The following is an 18,186-nucleotide window of genomic DNA, read 5'->3' on the forward strand; positions in this document are numbered from 1 at the left end:
GCGCAGACCCTTGCCACGCGCGGCGCGGGGCGGCGAGACTGATCGCGACCCCGCCCGCCAGACACGTCAGGAGTCCGCCGTGCCCGTGCTCAACCCGTATCTCCACTTCCACGACACCGCGCGCGAGGCGATGGAGTTCTACCAGTCGGTGTTCGGGGGCGAGCTCGAGATCGAGACGTTCGGCGAGAGCGAGATCGACCACCACCCGGACGACGCCGATCTCGTGCTGCACGCCGTGCTCGAGACGCCCGACGGCATGGTGCTGATGGCGAGCGACACCCCGCAGGGCGTGCCCTACGACGGCGCGGGCGGCCACTCGATCTCGATCAGCGGCGACGAGGAGGAGGACCTCACCGAGTGGTGGGAGGCCCTCTCGGAGGGCGGAACCATCGTGCTGCCGCTGTCCGAGCCCGACTGGGGCGGGCTGTTCGGCATGCTCACCGACCGCTTCGGCGTGAAGTGGATGATCTCGATCCTCGACGAGGAGGACTTCGAGGAGGACGAGGAGGACGACGACGAGGACTTCGAGGACCTCGAGGACGAGGAGCAGTAGCGGCCGTCGCCCGAACGGATGAGGCGCCCCCGCGGGGGCGCCTCATCCGTTCTCAGAACTCCTCGTGCGTGAGCGGGTCGCCGTCCCAGAGGCGTCCGCGCTCGAGGGCCGAGATCGCCTCGACGTGCTCGTCGTCGAGCGTGAAGTCGAACACGTCGGCGTTCTCGCGCTGGCGGTCCGGATCCGCCGACTTCGGGATGGGCGTCGAGCCGAGCTGCACGTGCCAGCGCAGCACGACCTGCGTCGGGCTCACCTGATACACCTCTGCGAGGTCGGTGATGAGCTGCTCGGTCAGCAGCTCGCTGCGCCGCGCGAGCGGGCTCCAGCTCTCGGTGCGGATGCCGTGCTCGGCGTGGAACGCGCGCAACGCGGTCTGCGGGAAGTACGGGTGCAGCTCGACCTGGTTCACGGCCGGGACGACGCCGGTCTCGTCGATCAGGCGCTGCAGCATCTCCTCGGTGAAGTTCGAGACGCCGACCGAGCGCACGAGCCCCTCGTCGCGCAGCGCGATCATGCCCTTGAACGTGTCGACGTACTTGTCGACGCTCGGGTTGGGCCAGTGGATGAGCAGCAGGTCGATGCGGCCGAGGCCGATCGTGGCGTTGGACTCGCGGCCGCTCGCGATCGCCTCGTCGTAGCCGTGGTGGCGGCCGGGGATCTTCGTGGTGACGACGATCTCGTCGCGGTCGATCCCGCTGCGGCGCACGGCCTCGCCGACCTCGTGCTCGTTGCCGTAGTTGACCGCGGTGTCCAGCACGCGGTAGCCGGTCTGGATGCCGGCCTCGATGGCCGCGATGCCCTCCTCCCCGGTCAGCTTGTAGGTGCCGAGGCCGAGCTCGGCGAACGCGGTGCCGTCGTTGAGCGTGATCCGGGGGATGTCGATGGTCGCCATGCCCCGAGCCTAACGGCGGCGAGGGGCCGCGGGCCCAGGTCGGCGACCAGCCAGCGCGCGATCGCGGTGTGGCCCGCGTCGGCGCCCTGACCCCCGTCGATCTCGGCGACCCAGTCCTCCCAGCCGCGGCCGGTGTTCGTGCGGACCGTGGCGTCGTCCACCAGCGGCTGGTGGACCCATTCGGTGCTCATGCGCACGAGCCTACTGAGCGGGCGCCGGCGCCCCGCGGACCGCCAGGATCGCGTCGAGCAGCGCGTCGGCGACCTCGCGCTTGCTGCCGCTCGCGGTCGCGACGGGCGCGTCGTCCGGGCCGATGACCGTGACCGTGTTGTCGGCGCGCTCGAAGCCCGCCTCCCAGCCGACCTCGTTGACCGCGAGCAGGTCGGCGCCCTTGCGGCGGCGCTTGCGGATGCCGCGCTCGAGCACGGTCTCGTCGGCGGTCGGCATCTCGGCCGCGAAGCCCACGACGGTCTGGCCCGGACGGCGCGCGGCCGCGAGCCCGCTGAGGATGTCGGCGTTCTCGACCAGCTCGAGCGTGGGCTTGCCGTCCTCCTTGGCCAGCTTGTGGTCGGCCACGTCGGCGACGCGATAGTCGGCCACCGCGGCGGTCATCACGATCACGTCCGCGTCGCCGGCGAGGGCGGTCATCCGCTCCCCCAGCTCGGCGGCCGTGCCGGCCCGCTCGATCCGGATGCCCGGATGCGCGACCGCGGGCGCCGCGACCGACTCGTCGACGTGCGCGGCGACCAGCGTGACCTCGGCGCCGCGATCCGCGGCGGCGAGCGCGATGGCGACACCCTGCCGGCCGCTCGACCGGTTGCCGAGGAAGCGGACGGGATCGATGGGCTCGCGCGTGCCGCCCGTCGAGACCACGAAGCGCAGGCCCGCGAGATCGCGCCGCGACTGCAGGATCCGGCCGATCTCGGCGTGGATGGCCTCGGGCTCGCTCATCCGGCCGGGGCCGACGTCGTCGCCCGTCAGCTGCCCGCTGTCGGGACCGATCATCCGGATGCCGCGCGCGGCGAGCGTCGCGATGTTCGCCTGCGTGGCCGCGTGCTGCCACATCTCGGTGTGCATCGCGGGAGCGATCAGCACGGGCGCGCGCGTGGCGAGCAGCGTCGTGCCGAGCAGGTCGCCCGCCAGGCCCGCGGCCATCTTCGCGATCGTGTTCGCCGAGGCAGGGGCGACGACCACGAGGTCGGCGTTCTGGCCGAGCGCGACGTGCCGCACCTGCGCCACGTCGTCGTGCACCGACGTCGTCACGGGGTGGCGGCTGATCGCCTCCCAGGTCGGCTGACCGACGAAGCGCAGCGCGTCGTCGGTCGGCACGACGTGCACCTCGTGCCCGTCCTTCACCAGCAGCCGCACGAGCTGCACGGTCTTGTACGCGGCGATGCCGCCGGTCACGCCCACGACGATGTTCACGCCTTCATTGTGGCTCACGCCCCTCGACGCCCCGCGGCATCACCCTGTGGTCGTCGAGCGGAGCGAAGCGGAGTCGAACGGGCTGAGCGAGCGCGGCGAGTCGAAGCCGAGGCCCGCGCGGGACCCGAGAATGGGATCCATGTGCACCGTGATCGTCCGCGTCCCGGAGTCCTCGGCGGAGCCCGTGCGCCTGCTCGCGGTGCGGGACGAGGATCCGAACCGGCCGTGGAACCCGCTCGGCGCGTGGTGGCCGGACCGGCCCGGGCTCGTGGGCGTGCAGGACCGGCTCGCGGGCGGCGCCTGGCTCGCCGCCGAGGGCGGCCGGCTGGCGGTGCTCCTGAACCGGGCGGGGTACCCCGAGGGACTGGATGCCGCCGAGCTCGAGTCGCGCGGCGGGATCGTGCTGGCCTCGGTCGCCGGGTCGTCGCCCGAGGGCGCGCCGCGCACGCTCGGGTTCAACCTGGTCGAGGTCGACGGCGCCGAGGTGCGGGTGACGTCCTGGGACGGCGCCGAGCTGCGCCGCGAGACCCTCGCCCCGGGCACGCACATGCTGGCGCACGACGGCGTCGACGACCCCGCGACCCCGCGCATCGCGGCGTGGCATGAGGCCTTCGAGCAGGCCCCGACCGACGGGGACGCCGCCTGGTGGCGCCCGTGGCTCGACGTGCTGGGCCGCACGGCCGAGCTGCCGCCGACCGATGACCGCGCGATCGTGCGCGACAACCATCCGCACGGCTACCCGACCGTGTCGCTGCTCGCGTGCGTCGCGTCGATCCAGGACGGCCGCGCGGATGTGCGCTACGCGCCGCTGGACCGTCCCGGCCTCTGGAACCCGCTCGCCTTCGACTGAGCCGCGGCCCGATTTGCGCCGACTCCCGGCGCTCGTGATACACATGTCCTGACCACACGGGGGCCTCGGAAGAGGCTGAGACCGGGCTGACACCGCCCGAGACCGTCGAACCTGATCCGGCTCGTACCGGCGTAGGAAGTGAGGACAGCCCATGGTGGCGCGCACTCTCCCGACATCCATCCCTCCCGTCGATCCCGCCGCTCCCGGCGACGCATCCGCTGAAGAGCACGGGACCGAACAGCACCCCTCCCACTCGCTCGCGTGGGTCGAGGACGCCGCGCACGGCATCCGCGTCCCCGTGACCGAGATCGCGCTCGAGGACTCACCCGACGGCACGCCCAACCCGCCGCTGCGCGTGTACCGCACGGCAGGTCCCGGCAGCGTGCCCGAGCGCGGCCTGCCGCCGCAGCGTGCCGAGTGGATCGCCGCGCGCGACGACACCGAGCCGTACGAGGCGCGCGGGCACCGGCTGAGCGACGACGGCCGCGCGGCGGTGCGCCGCGGCGCGCCCTCGCAGCGCTGGGCGGGCGCGAAGCCCGAGCCGCGCCGTGCCAAGCCGGGCCGCACCGTGACGCAGATGCACTACGCCCGCCGCGGGATCATCACCCCCGAGATGCGGTACGTGGCGCTGCGCGAGCAGTGCGACGTCGAGCTCGTGCGCAGCGAGGTCGCGGCCGGGCGGGCGATCATCCCCAGCAACATCAACCACCCCGAGTCCGAGCCGATGATCATCGGCAAGGCCTTCCTCGTGAAGATCAACGCGAACATCGGCAACTCGGCCGTGACGAGCTCGATCGCCGAGGAGGTGTCGAAGCTGCAGTGGGCGACCAAGTGGGGCGCCGACACGCTCATGGACCTGTCGACCGGCAACGACATCCACACGACGCGCGAGTGGATCATCCGGAACTCGCCGATCCCGATCGGGACGGTTCCGATCTACCAGGCGCTCGAGAAGGTCGACGGCGACGCGAGCGCGCTGACGTGGGAGATCTACCGCGACACCGTGATCGAGCAGTGCGAGCAGGGCGTCGACTACATGACCGTGCACGCCGGCGTGCTGCTGCGCTACGTGCCGCTGACGGCCGACCGCGTGACGGGCATCGTGTCGCGCGGCGGATCGATCATGGCCGGATGGTGCCTGGCGCACCACCGCGAGAACTTCCTGTACGAGCACTTCGACGAGCTGTGCGAGATCTTCGCGCAGTACGACGTCGCGTTCTCGCTGGGCGACGGCCTGCGCCCCGGATCGATCGCGGACGCGAACGACGCCGCCCAGTTCGCCGAGCTCGACACGCTCGCGGAGCTGACCCGCCGCGCGTGGGCGCACGACGTGCAGGTCATGGTCGAGGGACCCGGCCACGTGCCGCTGCACCTCGTGCGCGAGAACGTCGAGCGCCAGCAGGAGCTGTGCGACGGCGCCCCGTTCTACACGCTGGGCCCGCTGGTCACCGACATCGCGCCCGGCTACGACCACATCACGTCGGCGATCGGCGCGACCGAGATCGCCCGCTACGGCACCGCCATGCTCTGCTACGTCACCCCGAAGGAGCACCTCGGCCTGCCCGACCGCGACGACGTCAAGACCGGCGTGATCACCTACAAGATCGCGGCGCACGCCGCCGACCTCGCCAAGGGCCACCCGGGCGCGATCGCGCGCGACGACGCGCTGTCGAAGGCGCGGTTCGAGTTCCGCTGGCGCGACCAGTTCGCGCTCGGCCTCGACCCGGTCACGGCGCAGGAGTTCCACGACGAGACACTGCCGGCCGAGCCCGCCAAGACCGCGCACTTCTGCTCGATGTGCGGCCCGAAGTTCTGCTCGATGCGCATCTCGCAGGACATCCGCGACACGTACGGAGACGCCGCGGCGCAGGCCGCGGTCGCGGGCATGGCCGAGAAGAGCGCCGAGTTCGCCGCCTCCGGCGGACAGGTCTACCTTCCGGCTCCCGCGCTGCGTGCGGAGGCGGCCCGATGAGGGCGGCCGGTGCCGTCGCGCTGGCGGCGCTCGCGCTCACCCTGGCCGGATGCGCCGCGGCGCCCGCGGCGGGCGATGCCGCAGCCGGGCGGGGCGAGCCGGTGGTCGTGCGGGTCAACGACCCGGGCAACCAGGGCCCGCTGGCGGTCGCGAAGAAGACCGGCGAGCTCGCCGAGGCGTTCGCGGAGGTCGGCGCCGAGCTCGAGTGGGTCGACGGCGAGTACGCGTTCACGGCCAACGTGCCGCTGTTCAACGCGGGGCAGCTGGATGTCGCGAACGCCGCATTCGCGCCGATCGCTGGCGCGACCGCCAAGGGCCTGCCCGTGAAGATCGTGTCGGTGCAGCGCCGCGAGGTGCTGACCGAGAACGCGGGCATCGTGGCGGCCCCCGGATCCGGCATCGAGACGATCGAGGACCTGGTGGGCCGCCGTGTCGCCGTCAACGCCGGCGGCAAGGGCGAGTACCTGCTGCTCGACGCGCTCGAGCAGGTGGGGATCCCGTTCGACGCGGTGGAGCGCGTCGCGCTGCAGCCGTCGGACGGCGTCGCGGCGTTCGCGTCCGGGCAGATCGACGCGTGGAGCACGTTCAGCGACTACTTCGCGCAGGCGGCCCGCACCGGCACGGTGCTCGCGACCGAGCGCTCGCTCGACGCGGTCGACGACAACGTGTACGCGTTCCGGTCCGAGCTGATCGACGCGCATCCCGAGATCGGCGTCGCGTTCGTCGAGACGCTGCAGGAGCTGCTCGACCGCCAGCACGAGGACCCCGAGGCCTTCCTCAACGTGTTCGAGAAGACCGGCCCCACCGCGCTCGTAGGCGACGCGTACGACAACGAGCTGCGCGAGCTGCAGGGGCGCTACGAGGTGCACGTCCCCGGGCCGGCCGACGCCGAGCGGCTCCAGCGCGTGCTGGACCTGTTCCGCCGGGCGGGGGTCATCCAGACCGACCTCGACCCGTGGGACCTGCTGGCCGACCTCGACGGCTGACCCGCGATGACGACGCTCGTCGCTCCGCGCCCGCTCGCCGCCGCCGCGCCGGCACGGTCCGGGTGGCGCCCCGTGCGCCGCGCGGCCGTGCCGGTGGGCCTGGTGGCGGCGTGGGCGCTCGTGTCGGCGGCAGGATGGGCGCCCGCCGCCGTGCTCCCCGGCCCCGCCGCGGTGGTCGCCGCCGCGGCCGAGATCGCCGGATCCGGCATGCTCGGCACGTACCTGCAGGCGTCGCTGCTGCGCATCGCGGCCGGCGTCGGGGTCGGCGCCGGAGCGGGACTCGTGCTCGGGCTCCTCGCCGGGGTGTCGACGCTCGGCGAGGAGCTCGTCGACTCGACCCTGCAGATCCTGCGCGCCGTGCCGTTCCTCGCGATGATCCCGCTGTTCATCGCGTGGTTCGGCATCGACGAGCCGTTCAAGGTCGCGGTGATCGCGTTCGCGGTCGTGGTGCCGATGTACACCTACACGTTCCTCGCCGTGCGGGCGATCGACGCGAAGGTCCTCGAGGCCGCGCGCTGCTTCGACGTGACCGGCGCGCGGCTCGTGGCGGGCGTCGTCCTGCCCCAGGCGCTGCCGGGCATCCTGATGGCGGTGCGCGTGTGCCTCGCGGTCGCCGTCACCGCCCTCGTCGCGGCCGAGAACGTCGGCACCCGCGAGGGAATCGGCTACCTGGTCGCGATGGCGCGCGAGTACAACCGCGTCGACCACCTGTTCGTGTGCCTCGTGCTGTACGCGCTGCTCGGGGTCGCGTTCGACGCGCTCGTGCGGGTCGCGGAGGCGGCGCTGCTGCCGTGGCGGCCGCGGGTGGCGCGGTGAGCGCGGGCGCGGCGGTGTCGACCGTCGCGATGGAGACCGCCGCGGCATGCATCACGGGGCTGCGCAAGCAGTACGCCGGGCGTGCCGTGCTCGACGGCCTCGACCTGACGCTCCGGCGCCGCGAGTTCACGGCGCTGCTCGGGCCGAGCGGCACCGGCAAGTCGACGCTGCTGCGCATCCTGCAGGGGCTGGAGACGCCCGACGCCGGCACGGTGCGCGTGCCGCCGAGGGTGACGAGTGTGTTCCAGGAGCCGCGGCTCGTGCTGTCGCTGCGCGTGCTCGGCAACGTGACGCTCGGCCTCCCGCGCACGGCGCCCCACCGCGCGGCGGCGCGCGAGGCGCTCGCCGAGGTGGGCCTCGCCGGCCGCGAGCGGGACTGGCCCGCGACTCTGTCGGGCGGCGAGGCGCAGCGCGTGGCGCTCGCCCGGGCGCTGGTGCGGGATCCCGAGCTGCTGCTGCTCGACGAGCCGTTCGCCGCGCTCGACGCCCTGACGCGCCGCCGGATGCACGGCACGGTCGCCGAGCTGGTCGCCCGCCACGCGCCGGCCGTGCTCATGGTCACGCACGACGTCGACGAGGCGATCGCCCTCGCCGACCGGATCCTGGTGCTGCGGGACGGCCGGCTGGTCGCCGACGAGGTCGTCGACGAGGCAGGGGACGCGGGGGCCCTGCGCCGTCGCATCCTCGGCCTGCTCGGCGCGGACCCCGCCCCCGGCGAGCCGACGTAGCCTGGAGGGGTGGGCGATCGGCCGGATCCGCGTCAGGAGGCGGCCCGCTACCTCGCGGAGCGGGACCTGCCGCCGGAGCAGCGCGGCCAGAGCGAGGAGCGCACGCCGACCTGGTCGACGCCCGAGGAGCGCGCGGCCGTCGTCGAGCAGGCGATCCAGCAGGCCATCCGCCGCGGCGACTTCGACGACCTCCCCGGCGCCGGCAAGCCCCTGACGGGCCTCGGCCAGAGCCACGACCCGGACTGGTGGATCCGGCAGAAGATCGAGCGCGAGAACCTGCGCGGGCTCGCGCCGCCCGCCCTCGCCCTGCGGGTCGAGGACGCCGAGCTCACCGAGCGCCTGGACGGAATGCACCGCGAGAGCGACGTGCGCGAGACGCTCGAGGACTTCAACCGGCGGGTGAAGTACGCGCGGCTGCAGCTGCTCGGCGGCCCGCCGGTCGTGACCGCGCTGCGCGACGTCGACGCCGAGGTCGCCGCGTGGCACGAGCGCCGCGAGGCCCGCGCCCGCGCCGCGCGCGAGGCGGCGGCCCGCGCCGAGGCCGAGGCGCCCCGCCGCCGCGGCTTCTGGCGCCGCCGCGCGCGCTGAGCCGGTCATCGAGCCCGCGCGAGGAGAAACAACTTATCTTTCTTCCGGCGCGCCGAGACGCGTCGCCAGCATGAGTCCTGTCGGCCCGCCGGGGGCCGGGAAAGAGGACTCCTGTGAAGATCATGAAGCGACTCGCGGCCCTGGCCGCCGCGCTGTTCGTCGGCCTCTCGGTGCTCATGGCGAGCCCCGCGACCGCCGCGCAGCCCGCCACCCCGACGACCGCCGCCGCGTCGCTCACCGGCGCCGGCGCGGTCGCCGCGATCGGATCGCGCATCCTCCCGATGGAGGCCGGCGAGGGCCACGTCTCGATCCCCGCCCGCTACGTCTACAACCCGAACACGACCTACCAGCGCACGCTGCACGACTACTGCACCAAGTCCCCCGACGCGTTCGGCTCGGCCGACTTCCGCGGCCCGTGCGCCCGCCACGACCTCTGCATCATGGACCGCGACGTCTCGCGCGCCACGTGCGACAGCCGCTTCCTCTCGAACCTCCGGCAGGAGTGCAACCACGCGTACGACCGCTGGTGGGAGAGCGGCACGCGCGCGACCTGCAACGCCACGGCCTACACCTATTACGGCGTGGTGCGCGCGTCGACCTGGTTCTAGGGCGTCCGCCGTCAGACCAGGACGGCCCCGGACGTCGCCTCGTGCGGCCCCGGGTCCGTCTCGCGTGCCGGGCCCGCATCGACCGGCGCCGCGCACGGATCCGGCTCCATGAACGCCGCCATGAGCCCTCGCACCGCGACCGCGAACAGGGTCCAGCGGCCGGACGGCAGGTCGTGTCCCTCCGCGATCTCCACGACCGGATGATCGAGCCCCTCGAGGGCATGGATCGCGAACCCCTCGCCCAGCGCCGCCATCGCGGCCGTGAAGTGCTCCAGCGTGAGCGGCGCGCGCATCCGGTAGCCGTACACGCCCATCAGACGGCCGTAGAACCGGGCGAACTCCGCGATGGATTCCTCGTGGCGCTGCCGGCTCGCCTCGCGCAGCTCGGGCCACGTCGTCGCGGTCGCCCGCAGCGCGAGCGCGATGAGGAACGCCTGCGCATCGCGCGCGCAGCGATCCCCCGCCGCCCGCGTCGCGCCGGCCACGTGGGTCTCGGCCGCGGCGCGGATCACGTCGTCGAGCGGGGCCCGACGGGCAACCAGCTCCCCGACCGCCGACGCGGCGCCCTCGACCGGCGACGCGAGACGCAGGCGAACCATCGCGACCGCGAGATCCCTCTGGTAGTCGGTCTGGTCGGCCCAGAGCCGGTAGGCCGCTCCGGTCGTCAGGCCCGCGCGGCGGAGCACATCCTGCAGCCGGATGTGCTGCACGCCGGCGGCGGCTCCCCGCTCGAACAGCATCTGGAGGCCGACCTTCAGCAGCAGGGCCCGGGTCTCGTCACCGGTTCGACGTCTCACGCGCCCATCCTGTCAACCGCCCGCCGCCCGGGCGAGGGCAGGACCGCCCGGGCCGGTCTGCCCGGTGTGTTCTGCCCGTCCGGCGGCGCGATAGTCTCGGGCGCGAACGGAGGTCCACCATGAGCCCGCAGCAGGTCGACGTCCTCGTGATCGGCGAGGCGCTCATCGACATCGTCGAGTCCGAGACCGGCGCGGTCGAGCACGTCGGCGGCAGCCCCGCGAACGTCGCGCTCGGACTCGGGCGCCGCGGCGTGGACGTCGCGCTGCTCGCGCAGATCGGCGACGACGAGCGCGGCCGCGCGATCACGCAGCGCCTCACCGAGTCGGGGGCGCGCGTGCTGCCCGAGTCGACGACCGGCCGCCCGACCTCCACCGCGCTCGCCCGCATCGCGGCCGACGGCGCCGCCGAGTACGAGTTCGACATCGCGTGGGACGCCGTGCCGCCCGTGGACCTCGCGCCGCGGCTCGTGCACACCGGCTCGATCGCGGCGTTCCTCGAACCCGGCGCGTCTTCCGTGCGCGACCTCCTGGCGCGGACCGAGGCGGCCGATGTGACGTTCGATCCGAACATCCGGCCCGCGCTCGTGGGCGCGCACGACGACGCCTTCGCGGCGTTCGAGGCGATCGCGCGCCTGTCGACCGTGGTGAAGATGAGCGACGAGGACGCCGCCTGGCTGTACCCGGGGCGCTCGGTCGACGAGGTGCTCGACGCGGTGCTCGCCCTCGGCCCGCGCCTGGCCGCCGTCACGCGGGGCGCGGACGGCGCGACGCTCGCCACCGCCGCCGACCGGATCGCGGTGCCGCCCGTGCAGGTGCGCGCGGTCGACACGATCGGAGCGGGCGACACGTTCATGGCCTCGCTCGTCCACTCCACGCTGAGCCTGGCCGGCAGGACGCCCGACCGCGCCGCGCTCGAGCGCATCGGCGCGGACGCCGTGCGCGCCGCGGCGATCACGGTGTCGCGCGCGGGCGCCGACCTCCCCTGGGCGAACGAGCTGGGCTGAGCCCGCGGGAGCCGTCCCGGATCGGCTGAGCCGTCCACCCGGCTGATCCATCCGGGTCGCGCACACCTGCGTGTCCGTCCACCGGCACCGGCGTTCTCGGATCCGCGGCCGTCGCCCGCGCGTTCCCCGCGCGTCGCCGCCTGCTCTCCGCGCGTTCACCCGCCGCCACCACAGTGAGCGAGGGCCCGCCCCTCCCCCGCGTTTCGCGCTGTACCGCGTGCCCGTCCCCCGATGCGCAAGAGGAAGGACGACGCGCCGATGCGGTCGATCACCCGTGGCCCCGCCCGAGGTCTCCGAGGCCCCGATCTCCGCCGGATCCGCGGCGTCGCCGCCGCCGCGGCCGCCGCGACGGCGGTCATCCTGCCGCTCGCGATCGCCCCCGCGGCGCACGCCGCGCCGGTCGCGCGAGCCGCCAAGCCGACCCCGCCGCCGGCCGCGGCCGCTCCGACGCTGACGCCCGAGGACGGCGCCTGGCTCGAGGGAACGGTGACGGTCGCGTCCGACGCCACCGCGGCCGGCGACCCGGTCACGGCGCTGACGATCGACGGGGCGCCGCTCGACGCGACCACGACCTACGGCGTCTCGCACCTGAGCTTCGACATCGGCAGCAACTCCGCGGCCGTGTCGTACGGCAACTGGATCGTCGTCAACGGGCACCGGATCGACCAGGACCGCACGTGGGTCTCGGAGCGCGTCGACATCCCGGTGCCCAACGAGTGGCTCGTCATGGGCGAGAACATCGTCGAGATCCACGCCGGAACGGCCGACACGGCCTGCGGCGTGAACTACGACGACTTCCAGATCACCGACGTCGGTCTCGAGCTGCTCGGCGAGGTCGCCGACGGCGAGGAGAACCCGTTCACGTTCGCCTTCGGCGACGGCGACTGCGGCACGCAGCCGAACGACATCACGGAGGCGACGCTGTCGTTCTTCGTGCAGGGCGACCCGCGCGCGTCCACGGGCCTGTCGGCCGAGCTCGACACGCGCTCGCTCGCCAACGGCGCACACGAGATCGCCGCGACCACGCAGGCCGGCGGCGCCGTGACCCACGCCGTCACCGTCAACAACGCCACGGTCGGCGCGCCGCGCATCGCGCCCGAGGACGGCACGCTCGCGCGCGGCGTCCAGACCGTCTCTGCCTCGCAGCCCGCGGCCTCGGAGGGCGGCGTCGCGTCGCTCACGGTCGACGGCGCCGAGGCGCCGGCAACCGAGACGCTCGGCACGGGCGCGTCCACCTTCCGCTTCGACGTGGGCTCCAACTCGATCGAGCACCGCTACCAGAACCACCTGCTGGTCAACGGGCACAAGGTCGACATTCTCGGCGACTGGGTGAGCCAGCGCGTGGAGGTCCCGGTGCCGAACCGGTACCTCGTGCCGGGTGCGAACACGATCGAGGTCGTGGCGGGCGACATCAGCTCGAGCTGCGGCGCGAACCTCGACGACTTCGCGATCTCGAACCTCGAGCTCGAGGTGACCGCGGGCACCGCGACCGGCGAGGGCGTCGCCGCCGCGTATTCCATGGGCGACGGCTCGTGCGGCACGTCCACGACCGCGCTGCCGAGCGTCGAGACGGCCTGGTCGATCGACGCCCCGGGCGTCTCGACCCTGCCGACGCTCGGATCGGGCGAGGCCACCATCAGCTTCGACGTGGGCGCCAACTCGATCGACCCGCAGTTCCTGAACCGCATCTTCGTCAACGGCAACCGCTACACGATCGGCGACCTGTTCGTCGGCGAGCGCGCCCACATCGTGGTCCCGAACGAGTGGCTGCTGCCCGGCTGGAACACGATCGAGGTCGTCACGGGCACGACCGAGACCGGATGCAACCGCGACGACTTCACGATCTCGAACGTCGCGCTCGAGCCCGCCGGCGGCACGGCGACGCCGCAGCGTCCCAAGACGTCGTACGCGATGGGCGACGGCAACTGCGGCTCGAACATCAACCTGTTCCGCGAGGTCGACCTGCACTTCGTGGTCGAGGGCGCCGGCGCACAGGGCCTGCGCGCGGATCTCGACACCACCCGGATCCCGGACGGCGAGCACACGATCGCGGCCGCGTCCACGACCGGCGAGACCGCGACCCGCACGCTGCTCACCGACAACACCGCGCCCGAGGTCGCCGCCAGCACCCCGGCCGCGGCCGCCACCATCACGGCGGCGGTCGCGCTCGACGTGCAGCTCGACGACGCCACGGGCCTGATGGGCACCCCCGAGCTCACGCTCGACGGCGAGCCGATCTCGCTCGGCGACCCGATCGGCCCCGGCCTCATCGCGGGCGACCACACCATCGCCGTGACCGCGACGGACGCGCTCGGCAACTCCGCGACGCGCGAGATCGTGCTCGCCTCGGCGGGCATCCCGGATGTCCCCGCGGGCCTCGCGCCGGCGAGCGGCACGCGCGACGTCGGCGACGCCGTCACGCTCGAGGCGACGGTCGCCGAGCCCGATGGCGGCGACGTCACGGCCACGTTCACGCAGGCCGAGATCCTCACCCCCAACCAGGCGTGGCAGGGCAGCGCGACCGAGGTTCCGACCACGCTGCGCGTGCCCGGAGAGCAGGCCGCCGGCGACACCACGGCGCTCGCCCCGGGCGACGGGCGCACGCTCGACTCCCCCGCCGGCCGCGACGTGGCGTTCCAGCGCTTCGACGTGCAGGTCAAGGGCCGCGTCGCCGAGCCGGTGCTGCGCTGGGAGGGCGAGATCGACCCGACCCGCGTCGTGTCGCTGCGCGCCTGGAACCTGCAGACCAAGGCGTGGGACGTGCTCGCGAGCGCCCGCGGCGCGGTCGAGGGCACCACGGAGCTGTCGGCCATCGTCGACCAGCGCTACATCGACGGCCAGCAGGTGCACGCCATGGTCACGGGCGAGGACCCCTTCGCCGACGAGATCGACCCGGGCGAAGAGGGCTTCGCCGACCCGGCCTCGTACGACTTCTCGATCGCGCACTTCACCGACACGCAGTACCTGTCGGAGGGCGCGGTCGAGCAGGAGACCGCGGCCGAGCGCGCGATCTGGGAGAAGGCGTACGGCGACACCACGCGCTGGATCGCCGACAACGCGGCCGAGCGCAGGATCGAGTACGTCGCGCACACGGGCGACATCATCGAGAACAACATCCGGACGCCCGCGACCGAGGCCATGCTGCAGCAGGTCATGGGCGAGTTCGAGGTCTCGAGCGAGCAGCAGGCCATCCTGGATGAGGCGGGCGTCACCAACCAGGTGATCGCCGGCAACCACGACAACCGCTCGGGCACCGAGAACGGCGCCGGCGCGCTGTTCAACGAGTTCTACGGGCCCGACCGCTACCAGGCGGCGGACGACCAGTGGATCGACGCGGAGTACGGCGGCCCGTGGCGGGAGGGCGACAACCAGAACAACTACACGCTGTTCTCGGCCGGCGGCATCGACTTCGTCGCGGTCGGCCTCTCGTACGGCGTCACGCGCGAGGAGTCGGACTGGGCCGACTCGATCTTCAAGCGCTACCCCGACCGCAACGGCATCCTGCTCTCGCACGACTACCTCGCCGCGAGCTCGCAGCGCGACGGGCGCGACTCGTGGTTCGCCGCCCCGGACGGATCGATGCTGTTCAAGACGATCGTCGAGGACAACCCCAACGTGTTCCTCATCCTCGCCGGGCACATCCACGGCGTGGGCACGAACGTCAAGCCCGAGGTGGGCCAGGTGAGCCACGGGGTCGTCGAGCTGCTCGCCGACTACCAGGCCTACACGGTCACGGCCGAGGAGCTGGGGCTCACCGAGATCGGCGGCTACGCGCCGACCGACCGCCTGCGGTTCGGCGCGAGCTACCTGCGCCTGCTGCAGTTCGACGTGGACCGCGGCGAGATGATGATCGACACCTACTCGCCGTTCCTCGACGACTTCGGGGCGGGCGAGTACGACCCGGCGCTGCGCTACGGCCCGGAGGCCGACAACATGGTGCTGCCGGTCGACATCACGACCCGCACGACCAGCTTCCGCACCGACGCGATCGCGCTCTACAACCCGATCGCGGTGATCGGCGAGGACGTCGCCCCGTCGGGCGGCACGGCCTCGGTCGAGTGGACGCGACTGCAGCCGGAGAAGACGTACGCGTGGTTCGTCGTGGCGACCTCCGAGGCGGGCGCCCGCTCGGCCTCGCTGCCGAACGTCTTCACGACGGCGCCGGAGGCGGAGGCCACGCCGACGCCGACCCCGACACCGGAGCAGACGCCGGAGTCCACGCCGACGCCGGAGCCGACGCCCACGCCGGAGAGCACGACGCCGGCCCCCACCCCGACGCCGACGCTGACGCCCACGCCGACGCCCTCGGTGACGCCCGCGCGGGAGTGATCCGCACCGCCCCGCGGTGAGACCGCATCCGGCCCGCGGGCTCAGGCGTCGAGCAGGCCGGAGTCGGCGAGGAGAGCCAGGACCTCGGCGCGCGAGGACACGCCGAGCTTGCGGTAGACCGACTTCAGCTGCGTCTTGATGGTGTTGCCCGACACGCCCAGTGCCTTCGCGATCTCGCCGTTGGACTCCGTCGGCCGTGCCGCCACGGCCCGCACGACCGCGAGCTCACGCGGCGTCAGCGGGGCGGGCGACCGCGGTGCCGCCGACGGCGGCAGGGCCTCGAGCAGCGCCGACAGCTCGGGCGGCGTGTCGTCCCCGAAGGCGGCCAGCGCGAGCTCCCGCAGATCCGCCGGCGGCACGATCAGGAGCGGAGCCGGCAGCTCGTGGACGGCGACGAGCGAGAGCGCGTCGGCGAACGCGGCGACGGCCTCGTCCTGCCGTCCCGCCCGGAGTGCGAGGGCCGCGTGGATCACCCGCATCTGGATGTCGCAGTACGGCCACTCGGCGATCTCGTCGATCGTGACCGCGGCGTCGACCGCGGCCTCCTCGGAGTCCCCGAGCGCGAGGTTCGCACCGGCGCGCGCGGCGGAGATCCATACCCGGTACGGCCCATCCGGCACCAGGTTCTGCGCGGCGGCGAACGGCCGGTCGGCGCGGAGGTCGAGATAGGCGGGCACCAGCTGCGCGACCAGCCGGCCGACGACGCTGCGCGCCGGATGACCCGCGACCAGGCGCTCGAAGCCGGCGCGCGCCTCCGCGCCGCCGGCCCCGCCCTGCCCGAGCCAGAGCGCGCGCAGTCCCGACACGAAGACGTCGGCGTCGATCGAGGGCACGAGGCCGCACTCGTCGAGGAGCCGGATCGCGGTCGCGAGATCGAGCCGCCACCCGGCGAGCACGGCCGACGCGAATCTCGCGGCCATCGGCACATCCGGATCTCCGGTGTTCGCGCGGTGGAGCGCCGTGGCGCGGTCGATCCACAGGCGGACGGCGACCGTGCGCCCTGCGAGCGCATGCGCGGCGGCGAGCTCGCCGGCGGCCTCGACCGAGGTGCCGTGGTGACCGTAGGCGATGCCCCATCCGTACGCGCTCTCGAGCAGCGTGTGGGTCTCGGCGTCATCGCCGCTCGCCCGGACGGCGCGCGCCCACTCGAGCAGCAGCCCCGGCAGCGCGGGTCCGATCCCGGCCCTGCGCTCGGGCGTGAGCAGGCGGAAGAGCGCGGGATTCGAGCGGCTTCGGGAGGCGATCGCGCGGAACGAGAATCCGGACGAATGCGAGCGCGTTCTGCGCACCACCCTCGGCATCTGCGGTCGCGTCGAGGGACATCCCGCGAGTTCCGAGACCGACACGGCATCGTCGTTCGCCGGAGCCACCGAGCCCCGGGGCGTAGCCGACACGACACGAGAAGAACCGGTCACGAAAAAGTAACGGCGAGCCCTTGTGTGCCGTTATCTGCCCGTTATAGAGTCGCTTCACCGGCAGCTGTTTTGCTGTGGCGGCTGCCGGGACATGTGATTGCAGGACACTCTTGGTGCAAGGGACAGGGGGCCTGTCGGATGCCTCTCCGACAGGCCCCTCACCATGTCCGGATGTCGGCCGACAGGGCCGTCCGGATACGCTGGGGTCATGGCTGATCGCAGGCTCGCCGTCGAGGCGTGGGAGAGCCTGTTCCGCGCGCAGCACGAGATCCTCGCGGAGTTCGCGGAGGACTTCAGCGCCACCGAGCTGACGCAGCCCGAGTACGACGTGCTGCTCACCGTCACGCGCGGCGAGGACATGTCGTCGAGGCTGCGCGACGTGACCGCCAACATGCTCATCAGCCAGCCGAGCGTTTCCCGGCTCGTCGACCGGATGGTCGCGCGCGGCCTCCTGACCAAGTGCGCCGACCCGCAGGACGGCCGCGGCGCGATCGTCACCGCCACCGAGAAGGGCGCGCGCGCGTTCCGCGTCGTCGCGACGAACCACGGCCGCTCGATCGCCGAGCGGATGTCGGTGCTGTCCGAGGACGAGCTGCGGACACTGCTCGGCCTCACGCGCAAGCTCCGCGGCGACCGCGCCGACCAGTGAGAGGCCGTTCGCTCAGAGCGAACAAGCCCGCGCATCGATTCCGGAAAGCAGAGAAGGCCCCCGCCGAAGCGGGGGCCTTCTCATCACTGGGGTCTGCTGAACGAAGTGGTGACAGTTTCGGTTAGGCCGCGAGGGCCAGGTTCTGGTTCATGATGGTCTCGAACTCGATCGGCGTCAAWCGGCCCAGACGGGCTTGCCGGCGGCGTCGGTGGTAGGTCCGCTCGATCCAGGTCACGATCGCGACGCGCAGCTGTTCTCGGTTGGCCCAGGCGCGGCGGTCGAGGACGTTCTTCTGCAGCAGGCTGAAGAACGACTCCATCGCGGCGTTGTCGCCCGCAGMGCCGACTCGGCCCATCGATCCGACGAGCCCGTGACGGGTGAGCGCGCGGGCGAAGCGCCGGCTTCGAAATTGCGATCCGCGGTCCGAATGMACGATGCAGCCGGCGACATCGCCGCGCATCGCGACGGCGTTCTCGACCGCGCGGACGGCGAGTTGCGACTTCATGCGGTCGCTGATCGAGTACCCGACGATCCGGTTGCTGAAGACGTCCTTGACGGCGCAGATGTAGAGCTT

At 73.0% G+C, this 18,186-nt stretch carries 16 protein-coding genes and 1 riboswitch; of the genes, 11 read left to right on the top strand and 5 right to left on the bottom strand.

Features of this window, described 5'->3' with window-relative positions:
* Nucleotides 1-79: 79 nt before the first annotated feature.
* On the top strand, nt 80-553 hold the full coding sequence (locus B5M43_RS12950) for a VOC family protein (RefSeq protein ID WP_082542963.1): 474 nt from the start codon (nt 80-82) through the stop codon (nt 551-553).
* Between the two features lie 52 nt (nt 554-605).
* Here B5M43_RS12950 and B5M43_RS12955 read toward each other — a convergent pair whose 3' ends face one another.
* Nucleotides 606-1,445 (bottom strand): aldo/keto reductase, encoded by an 840-nt coding sequence (locus B5M43_RS12955; protein ID WP_055988863.1) that lies wholly within the window; start codon nt 1,443-1,445, stop codon nt 606-608.
* A 201-nt stretch (nt 1,446-1,646) separates the two neighbouring features.
* A complete protein-coding gene (gene coaBC, locus B5M43_RS12960; protein WP_055988864.1) occupies nt 1,647-2,870 on the bottom strand; it encodes a bifunctional phosphopantothenoylcysteine decarboxylase/phosphopantothenate--cysteine ligase CoaBC in 1,224 nt (407 codons plus the stop codon).
* A 139-nt stretch (nt 2,871-3,009) separates the two neighbouring features.
* On the opposite strand from coaBC, the gene B5M43_RS12965 reads away from it, so the two are divergent.
* The 7 genes from B5M43_RS12965 (at nt 3,010) to B5M43_RS12995 (ending at nt 9,418) form a co-directional block, all read left to right on the top strand.
* Complete coding sequence (locus tag B5M43_RS12965) at nt 3,010-3,720, top strand: NRDE family protein (protein ID WP_055988865.1); 711 nt, start codon at nt 3,010-3,012, stop codon at nt 3,718-3,720.
* 46 nt (nt 3,721-3,766) lie between these two features.
* A riboswitch (TPP riboswitch) is annotated at nt 3,767-3,875 on the top strand.
* Nucleotides 3,872-5,692: a phosphomethylpyrimidine synthase ThiC gene (gene thiC / locus B5M43_RS12970; RefSeq protein ID WP_055988866.1), complete on the top strand. Its 1,821-nt coding sequence runs from the start codon at nt 3,872-3,874 to the stop codon at nt 5,690-5,692. (Overlaps the previous riboswitch by 4 nt.)
* Nucleotides 5,689-6,678, top strand: a complete 990-nt coding sequence (locus tag B5M43_RS12975; protein WP_134747020.1) for an ABC transporter substrate-binding protein — start codon at nt 5,689-5,691, stop codon at nt 6,676-6,678. Before thiC ends, B5M43_RS12975 begins: the two co-directional genes overlap by 4 nt.
* A 6-nt stretch (nt 6,679-6,684) precedes the next feature.
* Nucleotides 6,685-7,494, top strand: a complete 810-nt coding sequence (locus B5M43_RS12980; protein WP_134747022.1) for an ABC transporter permease subunit — start codon at nt 6,685-6,687, stop codon at nt 7,492-7,494.
* Nucleotides 7,491-8,222 carry an ABC transporter ATP-binding protein gene (locus B5M43_RS12985; protein ID WP_374198168.1) on the top strand — a complete coding sequence of 244 codons (732 nt, stop codon included), beginning with the start codon at nt 7,491-7,493 and terminating at the stop codon, nt 8,220-8,222. Before B5M43_RS12980 ends, B5M43_RS12985 begins: the two co-directional genes overlap by 4 nt.
* Nucleotides 8,223-8,231: 9 nt before the next feature.
* Nucleotides 8,232-8,810, top strand: coding sequence for a DUF1992 domain-containing protein (locus B5M43_RS12990; RefSeq protein ID WP_374198169.1), 579 nt, complete (start codon nt 8,232-8,234; stop codon nt 8,808-8,810).
* A gap of 122 nt (nt 8,811-8,932) precedes the next feature.
* Nucleotides 8,933-9,418 (top strand): phospholipase A2, encoded by a 486-nt coding sequence (locus B5M43_RS12995; protein WP_230668113.1) that lies wholly within the window; start codon nt 8,933-8,935, stop codon nt 9,416-9,418.
* 11 nt (nt 9,419-9,429) lie between these two features.
* Here B5M43_RS12995 and B5M43_RS13000 read toward each other — a convergent pair whose 3' ends face one another.
* The gene (locus B5M43_RS13000) at nt 9,430-10,215 is read right to left on the bottom strand and encodes a hypothetical protein (protein ID WP_205829556.1); all 786 of its coding nucleotides are present in this window, start codon (nt 10,213-10,215) and stop codon (nt 9,430-9,432) included.
* A gap of 119 nt (nt 10,216-10,334) precedes the next feature.
* On the opposite strand from B5M43_RS13000, the gene B5M43_RS13005 reads away from it, so the two are divergent.
* Entirely contained in the window at nt 10,335-11,219 is an 885-nt protein-coding gene (locus B5M43_RS13005) for a carbohydrate kinase (RefSeq protein WP_134747158.1), read from the top strand.
* A 231-nt stretch (nt 11,220-11,450) separates the two neighbouring features.
* The gene (locus B5M43_RS13010; protein ID WP_134747156.1) at nt 11,451-15,548 is read left to right on the top strand and encodes a metallophosphoesterase; all 4,098 of its coding nucleotides are present in this window, start codon (nt 11,451-11,453) and stop codon (nt 15,546-15,548) included.
* 41 nt (nt 15,549-15,589) lie between these two features.
* Here the strand turns inward: B5M43_RS13010 and B5M43_RS15370 are convergent, their stop codons facing one another.
* Nucleotides 15,590-16,840: a LuxR C-terminal-related transcriptional regulator gene (locus tag B5M43_RS15370; protein WP_167626834.1), complete on the bottom strand. Its 1,251-nt coding sequence runs from the start codon at nt 16,838-16,840 to the stop codon at nt 15,590-15,592.
* Between the two features lie 331 nt (nt 16,841-17,171).
* Between B5M43_RS15370 and B5M43_RS13020 the strand changes: the two genes are divergently transcribed.
* Entirely contained in the window at nt 17,172-17,612 is a 441-nt protein-coding gene (locus B5M43_RS13020) for a MarR family winged helix-turn-helix transcriptional regulator (protein ID WP_134747152.1), read from the top strand.
* 121 nt (nt 17,613-17,733) lie between these two features.
* Here B5M43_RS13020 and B5M43_RS13025 read toward each other — a convergent pair.
* A partial coding sequence (locus tag B5M43_RS13025; RefSeq protein WP_230668104.1) for a DDE-type integrase/transposase/recombinase occupies nt 17,734-18,186 on the bottom strand: 453 nt, incomplete at its 5' end.

The organism is Microbacterium sp. MEC084, from assembly GCF_004514465.2.
Lineage (GTDB): Bacteria > Actinomycetota > Actinomycetes > Actinomycetales > Microbacteriaceae > Microbacterium.